Annotated in this window: 15 protein-coding genes and 1 tRNA gene; 9 read left to right on the top strand and 7 right to left on the bottom strand. The window is 59.7% G+C overall.

All coding sequences use genetic code 11. The annotated features are described in order from the left end of the window. Positions 1-35 precede the first annotated feature (35 nt). Together IB249_RS02580 and IB249_RS02575 are read right to left on the bottom strand one after the other, a co-directional pair. The gene (locus IB249_RS02580) at positions 36-857 is read right to left on the bottom strand and encodes a c-type cytochrome (protein WP_192301947.1); all 822 of its coding nucleotides are present in this window, start codon (positions 855-857) and stop codon (positions 36-38) included. A 107-nt stretch (positions 858-964) separates the two neighbouring features. Then, the gene (locus IB249_RS02575) at positions 965-1,177 is read right to left on the bottom strand and encodes a hypothetical protein (protein WP_192302887.1); all 213 of its coding nucleotides are present in this window, start codon (positions 1,175-1,177) and stop codon (positions 965-967) included. A gap of 269 nt (positions 1,178-1,446) precedes the next feature. Here IB249_RS02575 and IB249_RS02570 point away from each other — a divergent pair, with 269 nt between their 5' ends. The 3 genes from IB249_RS02570 to IB249_RS02560 all read left to right on the top strand — a co-directional run bounded on the left by IB249_RS02570 (position 1,447) and on the right by IB249_RS02560 (position 5,635). Further along, positions 1,447-2,652, top strand: coding sequence for an acetyl-CoA C-acetyltransferase (locus IB249_RS02570; RefSeq protein ID WP_192301946.1), 1,206 nt, complete (start codon positions 1,447-1,449; stop codon positions 2,650-2,652). Positions 2,653-2,673: 21 nt separating this feature from the next. Continuing rightward, positions 2,674-4,818: a 3-hydroxyacyl-CoA dehydrogenase NAD-binding domain-containing protein gene (locus tag IB249_RS02565; RefSeq protein WP_192301945.1), complete on the top strand. Its 2,145-nt coding sequence runs from the start codon at positions 2,674-2,676 to the stop codon at positions 4,816-4,818. Positions 4,819-4,912: 94 nt separating this feature from the next. Then, on the top strand, positions 4,913-5,635 hold the full coding sequence (locus IB249_RS02560; protein WP_192301944.1) for an amidotransferase: 723 nt from the start codon (positions 4,913-4,915) through the stop codon (positions 5,633-5,635). A 77-nt stretch (positions 5,636-5,712) separates the two neighbouring features. Here IB249_RS02560 and IB249_RS02555 read toward each other — a convergent pair whose 3' ends face one another. The 3 genes from IB249_RS02555 to IB249_RS02545 all read right to left on the bottom strand — a co-directional run bounded on the left by IB249_RS02555 (position 5,713) and on the right by IB249_RS02545 (position 8,482). Further along, positions 5,713-6,684, bottom strand: a complete 972-nt coding sequence (locus IB249_RS02555) for a magnesium and cobalt transport protein CorA (protein WP_192301943.1) — start codon at positions 6,682-6,684, stop codon at positions 5,713-5,715. Positions 6,685-6,821: 137 nt separating this feature from the next. After that, complete coding sequence (locus IB249_RS02550; RefSeq protein ID WP_192301942.1) at positions 6,822-7,544, bottom strand: lysophospholipid acyltransferase family protein; 723 nt, start codon at positions 7,542-7,544, stop codon at positions 6,822-6,824. A gap of 248 nt (positions 7,545-7,792) precedes the next feature. Beyond that, on the bottom strand, positions 7,793-8,482 hold the full coding sequence (locus IB249_RS02545) for a crotonase/enoyl-CoA hydratase family protein (protein WP_192301941.1): 690 nt from the start codon (positions 8,480-8,482) through the stop codon (positions 7,793-7,795). A gap of 308 nt (positions 8,483-8,790) precedes the next feature. On the opposite strand from IB249_RS02545, the gene IB249_RS02540 reads away from it, so the two are divergent. From IB249_RS02540 to IB249_RS02515, 6 genes are all read left to right on the top strand, one after another. After that, positions 8,791-8,880: transfer RNA gene (locus tag IB249_RS02540), tRNA-Ser, on the top strand. Between the two features lie 205 nt (positions 8,881-9,085). Continuing rightward, positions 9,086-9,406: a YbjQ family protein gene (locus tag IB249_RS02535; RefSeq protein WP_192301940.1), complete on the top strand. Its 321-nt coding sequence runs from the start codon at positions 9,086-9,088 to the stop codon at positions 9,404-9,406. Between the two features lie 178 nt (positions 9,407-9,584). Next, positions 9,585-9,800, top strand: coding sequence for a hypothetical protein (locus tag IB249_RS02530; RefSeq protein WP_192301939.1), 216 nt, complete (start codon positions 9,585-9,587; stop codon positions 9,798-9,800). Positions 9,801-10,086: 286 nt separating this feature from the next. Further along, positions 10,087-10,458 carry a bacteriocin gene (locus tag IB249_RS02525; protein WP_192301938.1) on the top strand — a complete coding sequence of 124 codons (372 nt, stop codon included), beginning with the start codon at positions 10,087-10,089 and terminating at the stop codon, positions 10,456-10,458. A 122-nt stretch (positions 10,459-10,580) separates the two neighbouring features. Continuing rightward, the gene (locus IB249_RS02520; protein ID WP_192301937.1) at positions 10,581-10,769 is read left to right on the top strand and encodes a hypothetical protein; all 189 of its coding nucleotides are present in this window, start codon (positions 10,581-10,583) and stop codon (positions 10,767-10,769) included. Next, positions 10,759-10,944 carry a hypothetical protein gene (locus tag IB249_RS02515; RefSeq protein ID WP_192302885.1) on the top strand — a complete coding sequence of 62 codons (186 nt, stop codon included), beginning with the start codon at positions 10,759-10,761 and terminating at the stop codon, positions 10,942-10,944. The genes IB249_RS02520 and IB249_RS02515 overlap by 11 nt, the downstream gene beginning before the upstream one ends. Here the strand turns inward: IB249_RS02515 and IB249_RS02510 are convergent. After that, on the bottom strand, positions 10,941-11,339 hold the full coding sequence (locus tag IB249_RS02510) for a hypothetical protein (RefSeq protein ID WP_192301936.1): 399 nt from the start codon (positions 11,337-11,339) through the stop codon (positions 10,941-10,943). The two genes, IB249_RS02515 and IB249_RS02510, sit on opposite strands and share 4 nt — an antisense overlap. 2 nt (positions 11,340-11,341) lie before the next feature. Next, a complete protein-coding gene (locus tag IB249_RS02505; RefSeq protein WP_192301935.1) occupies positions 11,342-16,198 on the bottom strand; it encodes an RHS repeat-associated core domain-containing protein in 4,857 nt (1,618 codons plus the stop codon). Positions 16,199-16,388: the final 190 nt, after the last annotated feature.

The raw sequence follows: 16,388 nt of genomic DNA, 5'->3' as shown, positions 1-16,388 counted from the left end.
GAGCGGGCAAGCCCGCTTTCACAGGGCAAAGCGATTCAGGGCGTGACCTTGCGCCCCGCCATGTGCTGCAAATACCCCACCAGACTCTCCAGCTCCGCGTCCGGCAACACCGACGGGGCGAACCCCGGCATCTTCGCCTGTGGCCACTGGCGCAAACTCTGTGGATCACGGATGTACCGTTTAAGGAAGTCCGCGCCGAAATACTCGGTCGGATTGAACGGGATATTCAGGTCCGGCCCAAACTGAGCATCGCCCGCGCCATTGAGGCGATGGCACGCCAGACAGTTCTTCTGAAAGAGGGCGAAGCCCTGGTTCACCGGGTCGTCCGCTTTCAGCGCCGGATCGGGCAGCAGCGCCGGGAAACGCTCGGCCACCGGCGCCAGGCGCTTGATGGCGGCCACTTGAAAAGGCCACTGCTCCGGGCTGATGTTGCCGGCCTGCGGATTCGTCCAGACCAGGTAAAACGGTCCTGCACTCGGCTTGCCGGACGACAGTGCCGGCCAGGGGTTGGCGGGCTCCTCGATGGCCAGCCAGGCCCGCGCACCCTTGGCATTGAGCAACGGCGCGGCCGCCAGTTCGGCGGCAAATCCATCCAGCGCCACGGCCTGAAGGTGATCGCCCGGCTTGATGCCCGTCAGCAACGCTGCCAGGGGCACGGCGCGATAGCTCATGTCCTTTTTATAGGAAACGTCGTTGTCGATCGTGATGGTCTGGGCCTGAGGATGCTTGAGCAAATCCTCGGTCTGCCAGGTGCGGCTGTTCGCGCCCAGCTCCAGGTTCAGCTGTGCGGCATACAGGGGCGAGCCAAGCAGCAAGGCCCCGAGCAGAATGAGCGTTTTCAAATGATCGCCGTCCATGTCGTGGAAGTGCCGCAAAGGTTGGCACAGCCATGCAGGCCCGGGTAGCGGACCCGTCACATTTTTAACGAGGCGATGAAAATGGGTGGCGCCGTACTTCTACAGATTCAGCCAATCACCTTGGTCAGGTTCGGCACAATCAACAACAGCGTAGTGGCAAAGAGAATGAGCCCGGCTTGACGTACTTTCGAATGTTTGAACATGGCTTGACCGCCTTTTTTGTTATTTCCTGATGCCTGCCTGCATTTCTCCATGACGGCAGAGCGTTGCACTTCCTGTACGGCGAGCGCTCGGCAAAACCCGACGACAACTTCGCACATGTTCACCTTAGGGCCCGCGTCGGCCGTGGCTTAGATCCCTTTCATATGGGTGCCTCATAAAAAGCTATAAAAATGGCATGAGGCCTATTGCCAGCTTCTTTGCCGGCCTTTTGCTAGACAGCTCGGTGTACTGAAGCGGTTAATCCGATAGCACACTACCGTCCGTCTGAGCGTGTGCGTCAACGCCTGTGAGCATTGCGGTCATTGAATCGGCGGTGACTCGGCATAAGGTGGAGGCTCGGTATTTCATCGCCAGGTTCGAGGACGTCATGACCCAAGCTCTGATTTTCGATGCGTTACGTACGCCCCGCGGCAAAGGCAAGGCCGATGGTGCGTTGCACAGTGTCAAACCGGTCAACCTGGTGGCAGGGTTGCTCACCGCGTTGCAACAGCGCACCGCACTGGACACCCGCCAGGTCGACGACGTGGTGCTGGGCTGCGTGACGCCGGTGGGCGATCAGGGTGCCGACATCGCCAAGACCGCGGCCCAGGTGGCCGACTGGGACGTCAGCGTGGCGGGGGTGCAGATCAACCGCTTCTGCGCGTCGGGGCTGGAGGCGGTGAACCTCGGGGCGATGAAAGTGCGTTCCGGTTTCGAAGAACTGGTGGTGGTGGGCGGGGTCGAATCAATGTCCCGGGTGCCGATGGGCAGTGACGGTGGCGCGTGGGCGCTGGACCCGGAAACCAACCTGCACAGTCACTTCACACCGCAAGGGGTGGGTGCCGACCTGATCGCGACCCTGGAAGGCTTCAGTCGCGAGGATGTCGATGCCTACGCGTTGCATTCGCAGCAGAAAGCTGCACGGGCCCGGGCCGAGGGTGCGTTCGGCAAATCGCTGGTGCCGGTGCGGGACCAGAACGGCATCCTGCTGCTCGACCATGACGAGTTCATCCGCGCCGACTCCACCCTCGACGGCCTGGGCAAGCTCAAACCGAGTTTCGAGATGATGGGGCAAATGGGTTTCGACGCCACGGCGCTACGGGTCTACAGCCACGTCGAGCGGATCAACCACGTGCACACGCCGGGCAACAGTTCCGGGATCGTCGACGGTGCGGCGCTGATGTTGATCGGCTCCGAAGCCAAGGGCCGCGAGCTGGGCCTGCAGCCGCGGGCGCGGATCGTCGCCACGGCGGTCACCAGTACCGACCCGACCATCATGCTCACCGGCCCCGCGCCGGCGACGCGCAAGGCGCTGGCCAAGGCCGGGCTGCGAGTCGAAGACATCGATCTGTTCGAGGTCAACGAGGCGTTTGCCTCGGTCGTGCTGAAGTTCATCAAGGACATGGCCATCGACCCGGACAAGGTCAACGTCAACGGCGGCTCCATCGCCATGGGCCATCCGCTGGGCGCCACCGGTTGCGCGATCCTCGGCACCTTGCTCGACGAACTGGAAGCCCGACGCCTGCGCTTCGGCCTGGCGACCCTGTGTGTCGGCGGCGGCATGGGCATTGCCACCATTATCGAACGCCTCTGAGCCTTTCAAGGAAGCCTCTTCATGACTGAAGCCATTCGTTACGAACAAGGCCAGGACCGGATCGTCGTCCTGACCATCGACATGCCGGGCCAGAGCGCCAACACCATGAACGCGGTCTACCGCGAGGCCATGGCCGCCTGCGTCGCTCGCCTGGCGGCCGAGCAAGACCAGATCGCCGGTGTGATCATCACCTCGGCCAAGAAAACCTTCTTCGCCGGTGGCGATCTGAACGAACTGATCAAGGTCGGCAAACCGCAAGCCAAAGCTTTCTACGACATGGTGCTGACGCTCAAGAGCCAGTTGCGCACCCTGGAAACCCTGGGCAAGCCAGTGGTCGCCGCGATCAACGGCGCCGCGCTGGGTGGCGGCTGGGAAATCTGCCTGGCCTGTCATCACCGGGTGGCGCTGGACCATCCTTCGGTACAGCTCGGCTTGCCGGAAGTCACGCTGGGCTTGCTGCCGGGCGGCGGCGGGGTGGTGCGCATGGTGCGTATGCTGGGCCTGGAAAAGGCCTTGCCGTATCTGCTGGAGGGCAAGAAGGTGCGCCCGCAGCAAGCCTTGCAGGCCGGTCTGATCGATGAGCTGGCCACCGACCACGATGAATTGCTGGCCAAGGCCCGGGCCTGGGTCCTGGCCCATCCCGTGGCGACGCAGCCGTGGGATGTGAAGGGCTACCAGATCCCGGGCGGTACGCCTTCGAACCCCAAGGTCGCGCAGATGCTGGCCATCGCGCCGTCGATCCTGCGCGCCAAGACTCAGGGCTGCCTGCCTGCGCCGGAGAAGATTCTGTGTGCTGCGGTAGAGGGTGCACAGGTGGATTTCGACACGGCCCATCTGATCGAAACCCGTTACTTCACGGAGCTGACTACCGGCCAGATCTCGAAAAACCTGATCGGCACCTTCTGGTTCCAACTCAATGAAATCAACGCTGGCGGCTCGCGTCCCCAAGGGTTCGCACCCTACGTGACGCGTCGCGTCGGTGTACTGGGCGCGGGGATGATGGGGGCCGGCATTGCCTACGTCAGCGCCTCGGCCGGTATCGAGGTGGTACTCAAGGACATCGACACGGCGGCGGCTGAGAAGGGCAAGGCGCATTCGGTGGCGTTGCTGGACAAGAAGGTTGCCCGTGGCCACATGACGCCCGGGCAGCGCGAGTCGATTCTGGCGCGCATCCATCCCACCGCCAGCGATGCCGATCTGGCCGGTTGCGACCTGATCATCGAAGCCGTGTTCGAAGACCGCGAGCTGAAAGCCAGGGTGTCATCCGCCGCACAGCAGATTGTCGGGGCGGACGCGGTGATCGCGTCGAACACCTCGACCTTGCCGATCACCGGCCTGGCCAGGGCGGTGCCGGACCCCGGCAAATTCATTGGCCTGCATTTCTTCAGCCCCGTGGACAAAATGCCCCTGGTGGAAATCATCAAGGGCGCGCACACCCGTGACGAAACCCTGGCGCGCGCTTTCGATTTCGTCCTGCAAATCAAAAAAACACCGATTGTGGTCAACGACAGTCGCGGTTTCTTCACCTCCCGTGTGTTCGGCACGTTCACCAACGAGGGCATCGCCATGCTCGGCGAGGGCGTGAGTGCCCCAATGATCGAGACCGAGGCACGCAAGGCCGGGATGCCTGTCGGACCCCTGGCCATTTCCGATGAAGTGTCCCTGAGCCTGATGAGCCATATCCGCCAGCAAACGGCTAGGGACCTGCAAGCGGAAGGCAAACCGCTGGTCGAACACCCGGCGTTCGCCGTGATCGACCTGATGCTCAACGAGTACAAGCGTGGGGGGAGGGCCGCTGGCGGTGGTTTCTACGAGTACCCGGCCGCTGGCCAGAAGCATTTATGGTCGGCATTGAAAACCCGATTCGAGAAAGCCGATGGGCAGATATCGCCGCAGGATGTGCGCGATCGACTGCTGTTCGTGCAAGCCATCGAGACCGTGCGGTGCGTGGAGGAAGGCGTCCTGACCTCCACGGCAGACGCCAATGTCGGTTCAATCTTCGGTATCGGTTTTGCAGCCTGGACCGGTGGCGCGTTGCAGTTCATCAACCAGTATGGCGTGAAGGACTTCGTCGCCCGCGCGCAATACCTGGCCGAGCAGTACGGCGAACGGTTCGCGCCGCCGGCCCTGCTGCTGGAAAAAGCCGCCAGGGAGGAGGCGTTCTAAGGGACCGATGACGCACGCCGGGCTTGCCTTGTCACCGTGTTTCGAGGCAGGCTCTGGGGTGTGCATTATTCCCATCACGTGTCAGGTATTTTTTATGTCGTTACGCATCTGCATTCTTGAAACCGACATCCTGCGTCCGGAACTGGTCGATCAATATCAGGGTTACGGGCAGATGTTTCAGCGCCTGTTTTCGCAACAGCCCATCGCCGCCGAGTTCACCGTGTACAACGTGATGCAGGGCGACTATCCGCGTGATGACGAAACCTTCGACGCCTACCTCGTCACCGGCAGCAAGGCCGACTCCTTCGGCACCGATCCTTGGATTCAAACCCTCAAGGCCTACCTGCTGACTCGCTACGAGCGCGGCGACAAATTGCTCGGCGTGTGCTTCGGCCATCAGTTGCTGGCGTTGCTGCTGGGTGGCAAGAGCGAGCGCGCCACCCAGGGTTGGGGCGTTGGCACGCACAACTACAAACTGGCGGCCAAGGCGCCCTGGATGAGCCCGGTGCGTGAAGAGCTGACCTTGCTGATCAGCCACCAGGACCAGGTGACCACGCTGCCGGAAAACGCCACGGTGATCGCGTCCAGCGATTTCTGTCCGTTCGCCGCTTACCACATCAATGACCAGGTGCTGTGCTTCCAGGGCCATCCGGAATTCATTCACGATTATTCGCGGGCCTTGCTGGATATTCGTCAGGAAGCGCTGGGCGAACAGGTGTACTCGAAAGGCATCAACAGCCTGGAGCAGGAACATCACGGCACGACCGTTGCGGAGTGGATGATGCGGTTTGTCGCGCACAAACCCGAAACGGTCTAAACCATCGCGAGCAGGTTCGCTGCCTTATCCCAAGTGGGATATGCAAGCGGGCCTGCTGGCGATTGCTGTTGCAGACGCTACAACCATCCCGACTTCTTGAAACTCCCCCACAACCCCACGCACCCCACCGCAATGAACCCCAGCACCGCGAAATACCCGTAGTGCCAGGTCAGTTCCGGCATGTTCTGGAAGTTCATCCCGTAGATACCGGCGACCGCCGTCGGGAACGCCAGGATCGCCGCCCATGCGGCAAACTTGCGCTGTACCACGCTTTGCCGTGACGCCTCCAGCAGCACCCCGACTTCAATGGTCTGACTGGCGATCTCCGCGAGGGTCGTCAGGTCTTCCATTTGCCGCGTCACATGGATCTGCACGTCGCGAAAATACGGACGCATGTTCTTGTCGATGAACGGAAAGCTGAGTTTCTGCAACTCCTCGCTGATCTCCACCATCGGCGCCGCGTAACGGCGCAAGCGCACGACGTCGCGGCGCAGGCCATGCAATTTCTGGATGTCGTGCTCATTCAGGGCGCTGCACAACACGTTGCGTTCCAGCTCGTCGATTTCGGCATGAATGGCTTCGCCCACCGGCTGGTAGTTTTCGATCACGAAGTCGAGGAGGGCGTAGAGGACGAAATCTTCCCCATGCTCAAGCAGCAGCGGACGCGCCTCGCAACGTTGTCGGACATGGGCGTAGGACGCCGAGTGACCGTTGCGTGCGGTGATGATGTAGCCGTTACCGGCAAAGATATGGGTCTCGATGAACTGCAGGTTGCCGTCATGGCGGATCGGCGAGTAAGTGACGATAAACAGCGCATCGCCGAAGGTTTCCAGCTTCGGTCGGCTGTGTTTTTCCAGGGCATCTTCGATGGCCAGTTCGTGCAGGTTGAACTGGCGTTGCAGGTTGGCCAACTCCTGCGCGTCCGGTTCTTCGAGGCCGATCCAGACGAAGTGATCGGGCTTGGCAGCCCAGGCAGCGCCTTCATCGAGGGTAATATTGGTGACTTTTTTACCGGCGCTGTAAACCGCAGCAGCAACAACTCGACCCATGATTCACGTTCACTTCTGGTTGGCAGATGGCAGGCAATCTTCAGCTTAGCCTTGTCTGTTGCTTGAGAGTCAGTGAAATCTGCAGAGTTCGCGGCAAATCCCGGGCAAAAGAAAACCCGCACAGGGCGGGTTTCCTGTCACGCGGCTTGCAGTTGCCGATCCATCGAGGCGATGCAGTCGCGCATCTGTTCGCGGCACTGGGCGATCAGCATTGGCATGTCGTCCAGGCTCAGGCCGGCAGTCGGAATCGCCGGCAGCGAGCGGATCAGAATTTTCCCACTGCGCCAGCGGTTCAATCGCATGTGCTTGACGTAAGTGCTGACACACACCGGGACAATTGGTACACCGGCGGCGATGGCCATCTGGAACGCGCCTTTCTTGAACGGCAGCAGCTCTTCACCGAGGTTGCGCGTGCCTTCCGGGAACACCCAGATCGAGGTGTCCTCATGCTGCAGGGTGTGCGTCGTGGTCAGCATCGAGCGGCGCGCCTTGTGCGCATTGCCGCGGTCGATCAGCACATTGCCTGCCAGCCAGAACAACTGGCCGAACAACGGCACCCACTTCAGGCTCTTCTTGCCGATGCACACGGTGCGGCGCGGCACCACGTTGCCGAACACGAACAGATCGTAGTTGGATTGGTGGTTGGCGACGATCACACAACTTTGCGGCTTGTCCATCAGTGGGCCGACGTCGGCCTTCACCCGCAAACGCAAAATGCACATCGCCGGCCAGGCATAAAGACGGGCGCAGAGGCGGCTGTTGTCCGGATTGAATGGCCGGCACAGTCCAAGGATCACCCCGAGGATGCCCGCCAGAATAAAGTGCAGCCCCATCAACGACATACGAAACACAAACAGCATTTTCAGGCCCCACCGGGACAAAAGGTGGCGCAGTGTACGGATGTGCACTGTATTCGGCAATTGCCCGGAAGAGACCGGAGATAGGCGATGTTTAAGTAAAAATTTCCGACTCGTTGGTCAGACTTGTTCTAGAGCGGTTGTAGGGCTTTTCCATCAATCACACTTGAAAAGCCCCACACTGCCGTGAGAGCGAGCCTGCTCGCGATGGACTTGAACAACGACACAGGCTCCGGGTTGAACTGACGGGATTAAACCAGATGCTCCTGATCCTGGATGATCGCGTTATCCAGCGTATCCAGCAGCGCCTTGCGTACCTTCAACTTGGTGTTCTTGTGCGCACTCATGTTGATCTTCTTCAACTGGCGAGCCGCCGCCAGCGCCGCGCCTTGTAGCTCCTCGGCCGACACCACCACATCGAGGAAGCCGGCATCCACGGCGCTCTGCGGGGTGAACATCTCGCCGTTGATCACCGAGCGATGGAATGCCGATTTGCGCAGGCGGTCACGGGCCAACTCGATACCGGCGTGGTGCATGGTCATACCGATCTGCACTTCGTTCAGGCCGATGCTGAACGGGCCGTCGACACCGATGCGGTAATCGGCCGACAACAGCAGGAATGCACCCTTGGCCACGGCGTGCCCAGGGCAGGCGACGATCACCGGGAACGGGTGCGACAACAGGCGACGGGCCAGGGTGGAACCGGCCGTCACCAGCGATACGGCTTCCTTCGGCCCGGCGGTCATCACCTTCAAGTCATACCCGCCCGACAGAATCCCTGGCGTACCGGTAATGATCACCACGGCGCGATCAGTCACCGCCTGGTCCAGCGCCGTATTGAACGCGGCAATCACGTCCGGCGAAATGGCATTGACCTTGCCGTTGCTCAAGGTCAGGGTCGCGATACCGTCTTCGAGGTGGTAGGAAATCAACTCACTCATGACGCTATTCCTTGTATGAAAGTTGAGGCTGACGTTACCCACCGCCGTAGGCGAGGTAAAGCGCCGTGACTGACTCACCGGTCACCGTTTTCCCAGCGACCAGGCCGGCTCGGTCACGCCCACCGTGCGCTCTATTCCCTGGAGAACAGGGACACGAAGCCAGAGATTGGCGGGTTTGCCATGTCCAGGAAGCCGCGGAACGTCTAAATCGCTAACCACATGAAAATTCTGCAAAAAAAAATTGCCATCGGAAATGCTTTCGACTACATTAGCGCGCCTCGACAGACAGAACATGTTTGAAGAGATACGGTGAAGTGTCCGAGTGGCTTAAGGAGCACGCCTGGAAAGTGTGTATACAAGAAATTGTATCGAGAGTTCGAATCTCTCCTTCACCGCCAAATTCGATGTAACCAGAACCCCTGATTTCGAAAGAAGTCAGGGGTTTTGTGGTTTCTGGCGTCTGCTTTTGTTGAGGCGGCGTGCCCAGCCGAAAGGGGCTTTCTGAATGGGATGCAGGAAGCGAGCGGAATCGAAATATTCGAGCAGCTGTGTATAACATTGTCCCGCTCGCCTTGAATGCCAGGGCCATGAAAAGGAAATCCCATGATCGTCACCACCACCCATGCCATCGAAGGTCGACAAATCACCGCCTACCTGGATGTTGTGAGCGCCGAGTCGGTGCAGGGAGTCAACGTTATTCGCGATATGTTCGCCGGGATGCGCGACTTTTTTGGTGGTCGCTCACAGACATTGGAACGCGCATTGAAAGAAGCGCGTATGCAGGCGACTGACGAGATCAAGGATCGGGCGCGGGCGCTGCAGGCTGACGCCGTGGTAGGGCTCGATTACGAGATCAGCATGCCGGCCGGGAAGGGTGGAATGGTGGTGGTGTTTGTCACCGGGACGGCCGTCAAGCTGAGGTGATGGTCGCCGGGGTCAGCGTTCAGGTTTGCAGGACGCGAAATAATCCATTCGTCGGGCGTCAGCATGTCTGAACGGAAAGTCCATAAATGACCAGCTAGTCTCAACGGTTTGGTGGTCGATATGTTTCAGGCAAACAGGGCTTGCCGGTGTCGACCCCATTTTTGAGAGGGGTGAAAAAATGGCTGATCCGTATATCGAGGACGACGGGGCAGAGTTTCCCATCAATAACTGTGTGCAATGCGGCCAAACCGAATATGGGGTGGCTTTTGGTGACGATGAGGCCACGCTCGGCAAGATGAAGGCCAGGGGGCCCCAGGGGCCGAAGGCGAAATTCCTGCCCAAGGTGGCTGCTCCCGCCAAGCGGGAGCAGATCATCCATGGACCCCGTCATTGATCCGGGATCGAGGGATGACGTGCTGGCTTGTTTGTCGACGTTTATCTGAACCGTTTCTTTTCACAAACTTTTCACAAGGTCTTACGTAGGCTGAACTCATCCGTTAGAAAGCAGCACCTGGCCCGTCTCCCCAGCGGGCTTTTTTTTGCCTGTCATAAAACCTTTTCCGAAAACGCTGTCCAACCGTCGCCGATGCTGAGGTTGCGTTCGTGCGTCTGGACTTTCTCGCCGCTAAAGCATTCAATCTCGACCCTTTTTGATTTCCCCTATTTTTGAGGTTCTTGTCATGCGTTTAACTCTGCCGGCTCTGGTTCTGGGGCTTCTGGTTGCTCAAGGTGCAATGGCTGCTGGCGACGGCACCGCCGCGCTGGGTGGCGGCCTGGGTGGCGCGCTGGGTAATGTCGTCGGCCAAAGCATGGGCGGCAGCACCGGGGCAGCGATTGGTGCCGGTGTTGCGGGCGCGGCCGGCAGTGCCGTGGCTGCACGCAAGGGCAGCCGCACCAAAGCGGCCATCGGCGGCGGCGTGGGTGCTGCAGGCGGCTCGGTGATTGGCAACAGCCTGGGTGGCAAGACCGGCTCCACCATCGGCGCAGGCCTGGGCGGCGCCATTGGTGGCGGCGTAGGCAGCAACCTGGGCAAGGGCCACAAGCGTCACTGATTCAGAACGAAGCGTTTGCACAAGCCCGGCACGATGCCGGGCTTTTTCATTCCTGCGTTTCGGAACGTTTGGCTCCTGGCTGCCTCTCACTTTATATACACCCGATTTGTGAGAGGTCTGCCATGACACCGGAAACCGAAGGCAAGGAAGAGAAAGGCCCAAGCGGCCTGCCGTTTATCAACGACCCGGGCAATGAAGATCCGGGGTCAGTGATGGACGATGCGACCGTGCCGCTTAACGATGCCGATGATGCGGGGGATGTAGGGCTGACAGAGTTGGAAGATGAGGAGATTGACGAAGATGAGCAATGATCCGAAGGAAACTGATATTGATGAGACTCCCGAGTATCCACTGCCTTCACCCACAGACTCGTTGAGACGAGACCAGCGCCCACCGGACGATGATGCGGAGGCGGAGAGCGACGATAATGTGAACAAAACTTCCAAAATCAAAGAGATTGATGGTCGTGAAAATCGGGAGGGTTAACTCTCGATAATGTCTGATTCGATCCATTGCATGAAGAACTTTTTTTGCACTTCTGGATCGTTCGTTAAGTTTTTTTCCTCGTAGTCAAAAATATTAACAATATCATCTCTTGTTGCACATTTGCCAAGCGTGAGTTCGTAAGCTTTCACACCCTGCGTCATTTGTGAGGACATGCTGGAAGGATGGACATTGATCATCGCTCCTTTGCACAAAAAAGAGATGTCTTGATGCTCTTGACGTACGTCGCCAAAGCAATTGTAGAAGTCGCTGCCTGAATATGATTTGGTATACCCGTCTAGCATAACGAATGTGATAGTTACGTTTTTCGTGTCACAAAGAAACTCCGCCGATTGGCGTTCTCCATTTCTGATGATTACTATTTCGACCCGTTCCATTACTACCTCCTGTTTGGGTTTAAAGTGGTATGGCCAGTGGCGCGACCATTCGCTCCAATCGGCGTCGCTCCAAGAATATCTTCGTTTCTGATGCCTCCTTGAATTGCTATTTCGTGCTCACTGGAGAATTTATATTTTGAACCTAGTTCTTTCGCTAAATCTCTTCCGGGAATGAGGCGAATTGTATACAAGAAACCGCTTCGCATATTGAATTTTGTAGCAAAGTCAATTCCGACTTCTCTATTTGGAGATGTGCTTACAAAATTACTTGGAGGGTTATTGCTGTTAAGTGAGTGAAGCAGTAAATCATTGCTGGCGCCCTTGGGTTTAAATCCTGTTTCAAAAATCTCATCGGGGTGACGCTGGTCGCCACGGTACAAGTATTTTTCCTCTGGGTATGACGGGAGATCAACTTCTCCTTCAGAGATTTTTACTTTATTCGCCGGATCCTCAACTCCCAACCCCGCCCCACATTTCCCCTTCCCCGGACACTCATTCAACCCCAACGGATCAACCCAACCCGTAGGATTTCGCGTGTACCGATACGGGTTCAATCCGCCAGCCAACCCGCTCGGGTCCGGTGTCAGGTAGCGCCCGATATCGGGCTGGTAATAGCGGTGCCGGTTGTAGTGCAGCCCGGTTTCCGGGTCGAAGTACTGGCCCTGGAAGCGCAGCGGTTGGTCGAGGATCTGATGGGTGTCGCGGTTGAGGCGGGTGAGGCGGCCGTAGGCGGTATAGCGGGCGGCCCAAACGATGTCGCCGCTGTAGTTGGTGAGTTCCTGGGGGGTGCCAAGGTGGTCGAGTTGGTAGTAAAACGGGCACGCGTTGCGTGGGCCTTTGCCGTCGAGCAGGGCCAGGGGGCGGAAGCTGCCCGGTTCGTATACGTAGCTGCGGTAGTGTTCGTGGCTGCTTTCGGCGACGAGCTGGTCGCCTTGCCAGAAAAATTCGCTGGTCTTGCCGTCGACGGTTTTACCGATACGGCGGCCAAACGCATCGTAGCGATAAGTGGCCTGGCTGCCGTTGGGCAGTGAGACGCCGATCAGCCGGTGCTGGCAGTCATAACGGTACTCGGTGACAAGCTTTTGCCCGGAGCCCCGGCGTTCGCGGACGAGGTTGCCGAAAGCGTCGTAATCGTAATGCCGGTCACCCTGCATCAGCAGGCGATTGCCCCGAGCCTTCGGGATGCCGGGGCGGTCCTGCATCATCAGGTTGCCGGCTGGATCGTGGGCGAAGCTTTCCGGTTGCTGGTCGCGGGAGTGGCGGACCCCGATCAGGCGATCGAGCGCGTCGTAGCGATAGGTGCGCAGACCGTGACGGGTATCGTGAATGCTGTCGAGATTGCCATTGGCGTGGTAGGCATAATCGCGGCGATACAGCGATTGCTGCTGTTTCACGGCGTGGGCTTTCAGGCGACCCTGCTCGTCGAACTGGTACTCGCTGAGCAACAGGCCCTGTCGGCGGGTCTGCTCGCGGTCGGCGAGGAAGGTGTGTGTCGTCAGGCGTGCGCCATTGAGGTCAATGGCCGTCAGCGTGCCGCCCCGGGCATGGTGATAGTCCAGCTGGCTGCCGTCGGGAAGGCGCAGGCGATTGAGTTGTCCACAGGCATCGTAGCCATAACGCAACGTGCCCCAACCCTGGTGTTCGGTGACGAGCCGGTCCTGTTGGTCATACTCGAATTCCAACGGATGATCGTGACCGTCATCGACGCTGACCAGCCGGCCCAGGCTGTCATAGCGGTACTCGACCTTGACGCCATCGGGCAGTGTCTTGACCAGAAGCCGCCCGGTGGCATCGCGCTGATAAGTGGTGACGAGTGTCGTGTCGTCGTCACCGAACTCGGTCTTCTCCAGCAGGTGACCATTCAGGTCATAGGCATACGCAGTGCGGCGGCCATCGAATCCGGTTTCCTGACGGACCAATCCGCTTGGCGTGTAATCCAGCCGATACTGTTCCCCGGATTCATTTTCGATTTCCGTGAGTAACAATCGCGCGTTGTCGTAGCGATAACGCAGCTGGGTACCGTCGGGATTGATCCGCCGGCTGATCAGGTGCAGGTCGTCGAGGTATTCGTAGCGCGTGACGCGGCCCAGTTCGTCGCGTACGGCGGTGACTTTGCCGTAGGCGTTGTAGCTGAAGGCGCGACTGGCGCCTGTGGGCAAGGTCGTCTGCAGCAGTCGTCCAGTGGCGTCCCACGTGTAATGGGTGACGGCGCCGTGTTCATCCTGCAGGGTCGTCCGTCGGCCTAATGCGTCGTAGGAAAAACTCCGTTGACCACCGTTCGGCAGCGTCTCCTCGATCAATTGCCCAAGGGCATTGCGGACGTAGGTATGCCGGCTGTTATCCGGAAATCGGCTCGACAGCAGCCGACCCTTGGCGTCGTAGTAATGGCGGGTGACATGCCCGTCGGGATCGGTCGCTTGGGTGACATCGCCCTGGGCATTGCGCTGGTATGTCCACCGCGCGTTGCCTTGGGTTCGTGCGTGCAGGAATCCGTTACGGTATTCGTAGGATGTTGGCTCGCCCTCGGGCGGGATCAGGGCAACCAGCCGACCCATTTCGTCATGGCTGTATCGGGTGATCGCCCCCAGCGGGTTCTTCTCGGCCACCAACCGGCCCTGGTCGTCATAGGTCTTGAGGTATTCAGCGCCGTCCGGCTCAACGCGTCGCACCAGCCGTGCCTGATGATCGTGCCGGTACACCGCTTCGCTGCCGTCGATGCTCCTGACCTGCACACCGCCGTTGTCATCCCAGGCATAGCGCGTATCCATTTGCGTGAACGACGCCCAGTGCCGGATGCAGCGCACAGCCTTGCCGGACTTTTCCCACTCCCAGAAAAAACTTGCACCGCCCGCCAGTTGCCGTTGCAGGATGACGTGTTGGTCGTCGTAGTCGTAGCGCTCGCTTTCGCCCAGGGCATTGGTCGCTTCGATCAGGCGGTGGCAGGCGTCGTAGCGGTAGACGACCAGTGTCTGCTCGGTGCGCCAGGCTTGCTCCAGCGTGTCGGCGGGGTGAAAGCTCTGGTACTCGACGGCGGCGAGGTGGCGGCGTTCATAGCGCAAGCGCAGCGAACGCCCGGCGCCGTTGTCGAGGCGCATGATCCTGTCGGATCTGTCGCGTTGCACCGTCAGACGATTGCCGTAGGCATCGCTGATGGCTGTCAGGCGTCCTGTCTTGAAGTGGTAGAAACGTGGGGTTTCGCCCGTCAGGGAAAGGACCAGTTCCTCAGGCTCATCCCCCAGATAAATCGCCGCCCGCGACAGGCTGTTGTGAATGACCGGCCGCGTCCGGTCCGGCAGCGGAAAAGGAATGCGGCGGTTTTCATGATCGACCCAGGTGACCGTGTCGCCGTCGATTTCCAACCGATGCGCCAGGGAGTGGCTCCAGCCAAATCCAAGGCCGTTATCGAGCTCGACGGCGCTGGTGCGGTACACGCGGATGAATTCGAACCACAACAACCCATCCAGCGCACCATCGGTCAGGGTCAACAGTTCTTCGCCGGTGACCATCGACACCGGGCAGCCGTTGGTCAGAGTGTTGTCTGCTGAGTCGACAGGGGCGCCGTTCGGGTTTGTCGCCGGGGCCGGGGCGTCGTCGCGGTGTTCCTGGCGACTCAGGCGAGTGCGGGCTTCGGACTTGTTGCGCGCGATCGCCAGTGGGTTGTTGACCAGCAGTGGCGCTGATGCCGGCGTGGTGATGTGCATCGCAACCGCCGGTGCCGGTTTGAGCGACGCGTTGCGGGCATTGATCATCAGTGGTTTGAGTGCGCTGGCGTGAGAGTCCAGCCCGGAGTGATTCACTAGGTCGCCCAGGCGCAGGCTCGCCGCCGCCAGCCATCGGCGGGCGCGTCCGGACTTGATCCGGCCCAGCACCCTGGCGCTCACTCCGACCTTCAGGCCCGCAGGCCCGGTGAGGCAGGCCAGCAGGAAGCCGATCAGTACCTGGGTGCGAATTTCCGCCACGACTTCGGCGGCGTACTGCGGCGGCAGCAGGCGCAGCCAGGTGGTGAAGGCTGCGAGATGAATGAACATCAGCGGCTCGTCGCTGAGCAACAGCAGCAGGTTGGCGATGGCTTCGGTCGACGCGTCGAGCAGCATCTGCAGCTCGGCTTCGGTCAGGTATTCGAGGAGTTTTTCGCTGTTGGCCTGCAGGTCTGCCATCAAGGCGAACACCTGCTTTACGTCATCCCATAAGCCGTGCAGTGCGTTTTCGAGGCCACGCCAATCGGCCTGTTGCAGCAGGCTGTAGCGCTCGCTGAAGTCCGCCTCGGAAAAACCGGCCCACAACCCTTGAAACTCGGTGGTCCATTCGTTGCGTAACCATCGCTCGAGGTCGTTGACCACGCCTTCATAAGAGGCGTAAAGCGCTTTGACGTGAGCGTCGGTTACGTTGGGAAAGAAGGTGATGCGATAACGCTGGCCACGCCAGCAATCCGGGATTTCCAGAATGCCGCTGGGACCGATGGTTTTGTGGACCGGCTTGCCAAAGGTCGGTTCGCCGTCTTGCGCGAGCAGGGGTTCAAGCATCACCGGGGTGTCGCCGATCGGCACGAAACGCGCGGCTTCGAACATATGCACCAGGGTCAGGGGGCCGCTGGCCGGGCAGGTGGCCAGTGTCGAGCTGACCGGGGCGCGGGAGTCCATCGGTGTGCTCAGGCGAACATCGTTGCCGACCTTGAACACTTGCTCGACGTCCAGCGCCCAGCCGGTCCAGAAGTTTTCTGCCCAGGCCTCGTATTCGTTGAGACAGAGGCGGAAATCCCCGATCAAGGAGTCGACGTCCGGCTGCTCGGGGTCCATGGCAGCGACCACGAGCAGGCCGATGGCGTTGTTCAAGGCCAGGACCTTGTCAGGGTTGAACATTCGCAGTCCCTCGCGCTGATCGATTTGGATCGCGAGACTGTGAGGGGGATCAAAAGGGAAAGAAGTCGGGAAAGGAGGTGTTTGATGTAGGCCGAATCGCTAAATCGTGGTCAGTGGCTGAGCGCGGTTTTTTGCGCCGTCGGCAGATTGTCCGTTGCCCCTGGTCGGCTGCGCTCGTTATGCTGCTGAA

Origin of the sequence: Pseudomonas sp. PDM04, assembly GCF_014851765.1 — a bacterium.
GTDB lineage: Bacteria > Pseudomonadota > Gammaproteobacteria > Pseudomonadales > Pseudomonadaceae > Aquipseudomonas.
The sequence above is the reverse complement of the archived record's forward strand: the minus strand, read 5'-3'. Positions and strand labels throughout refer to the sequence as shown.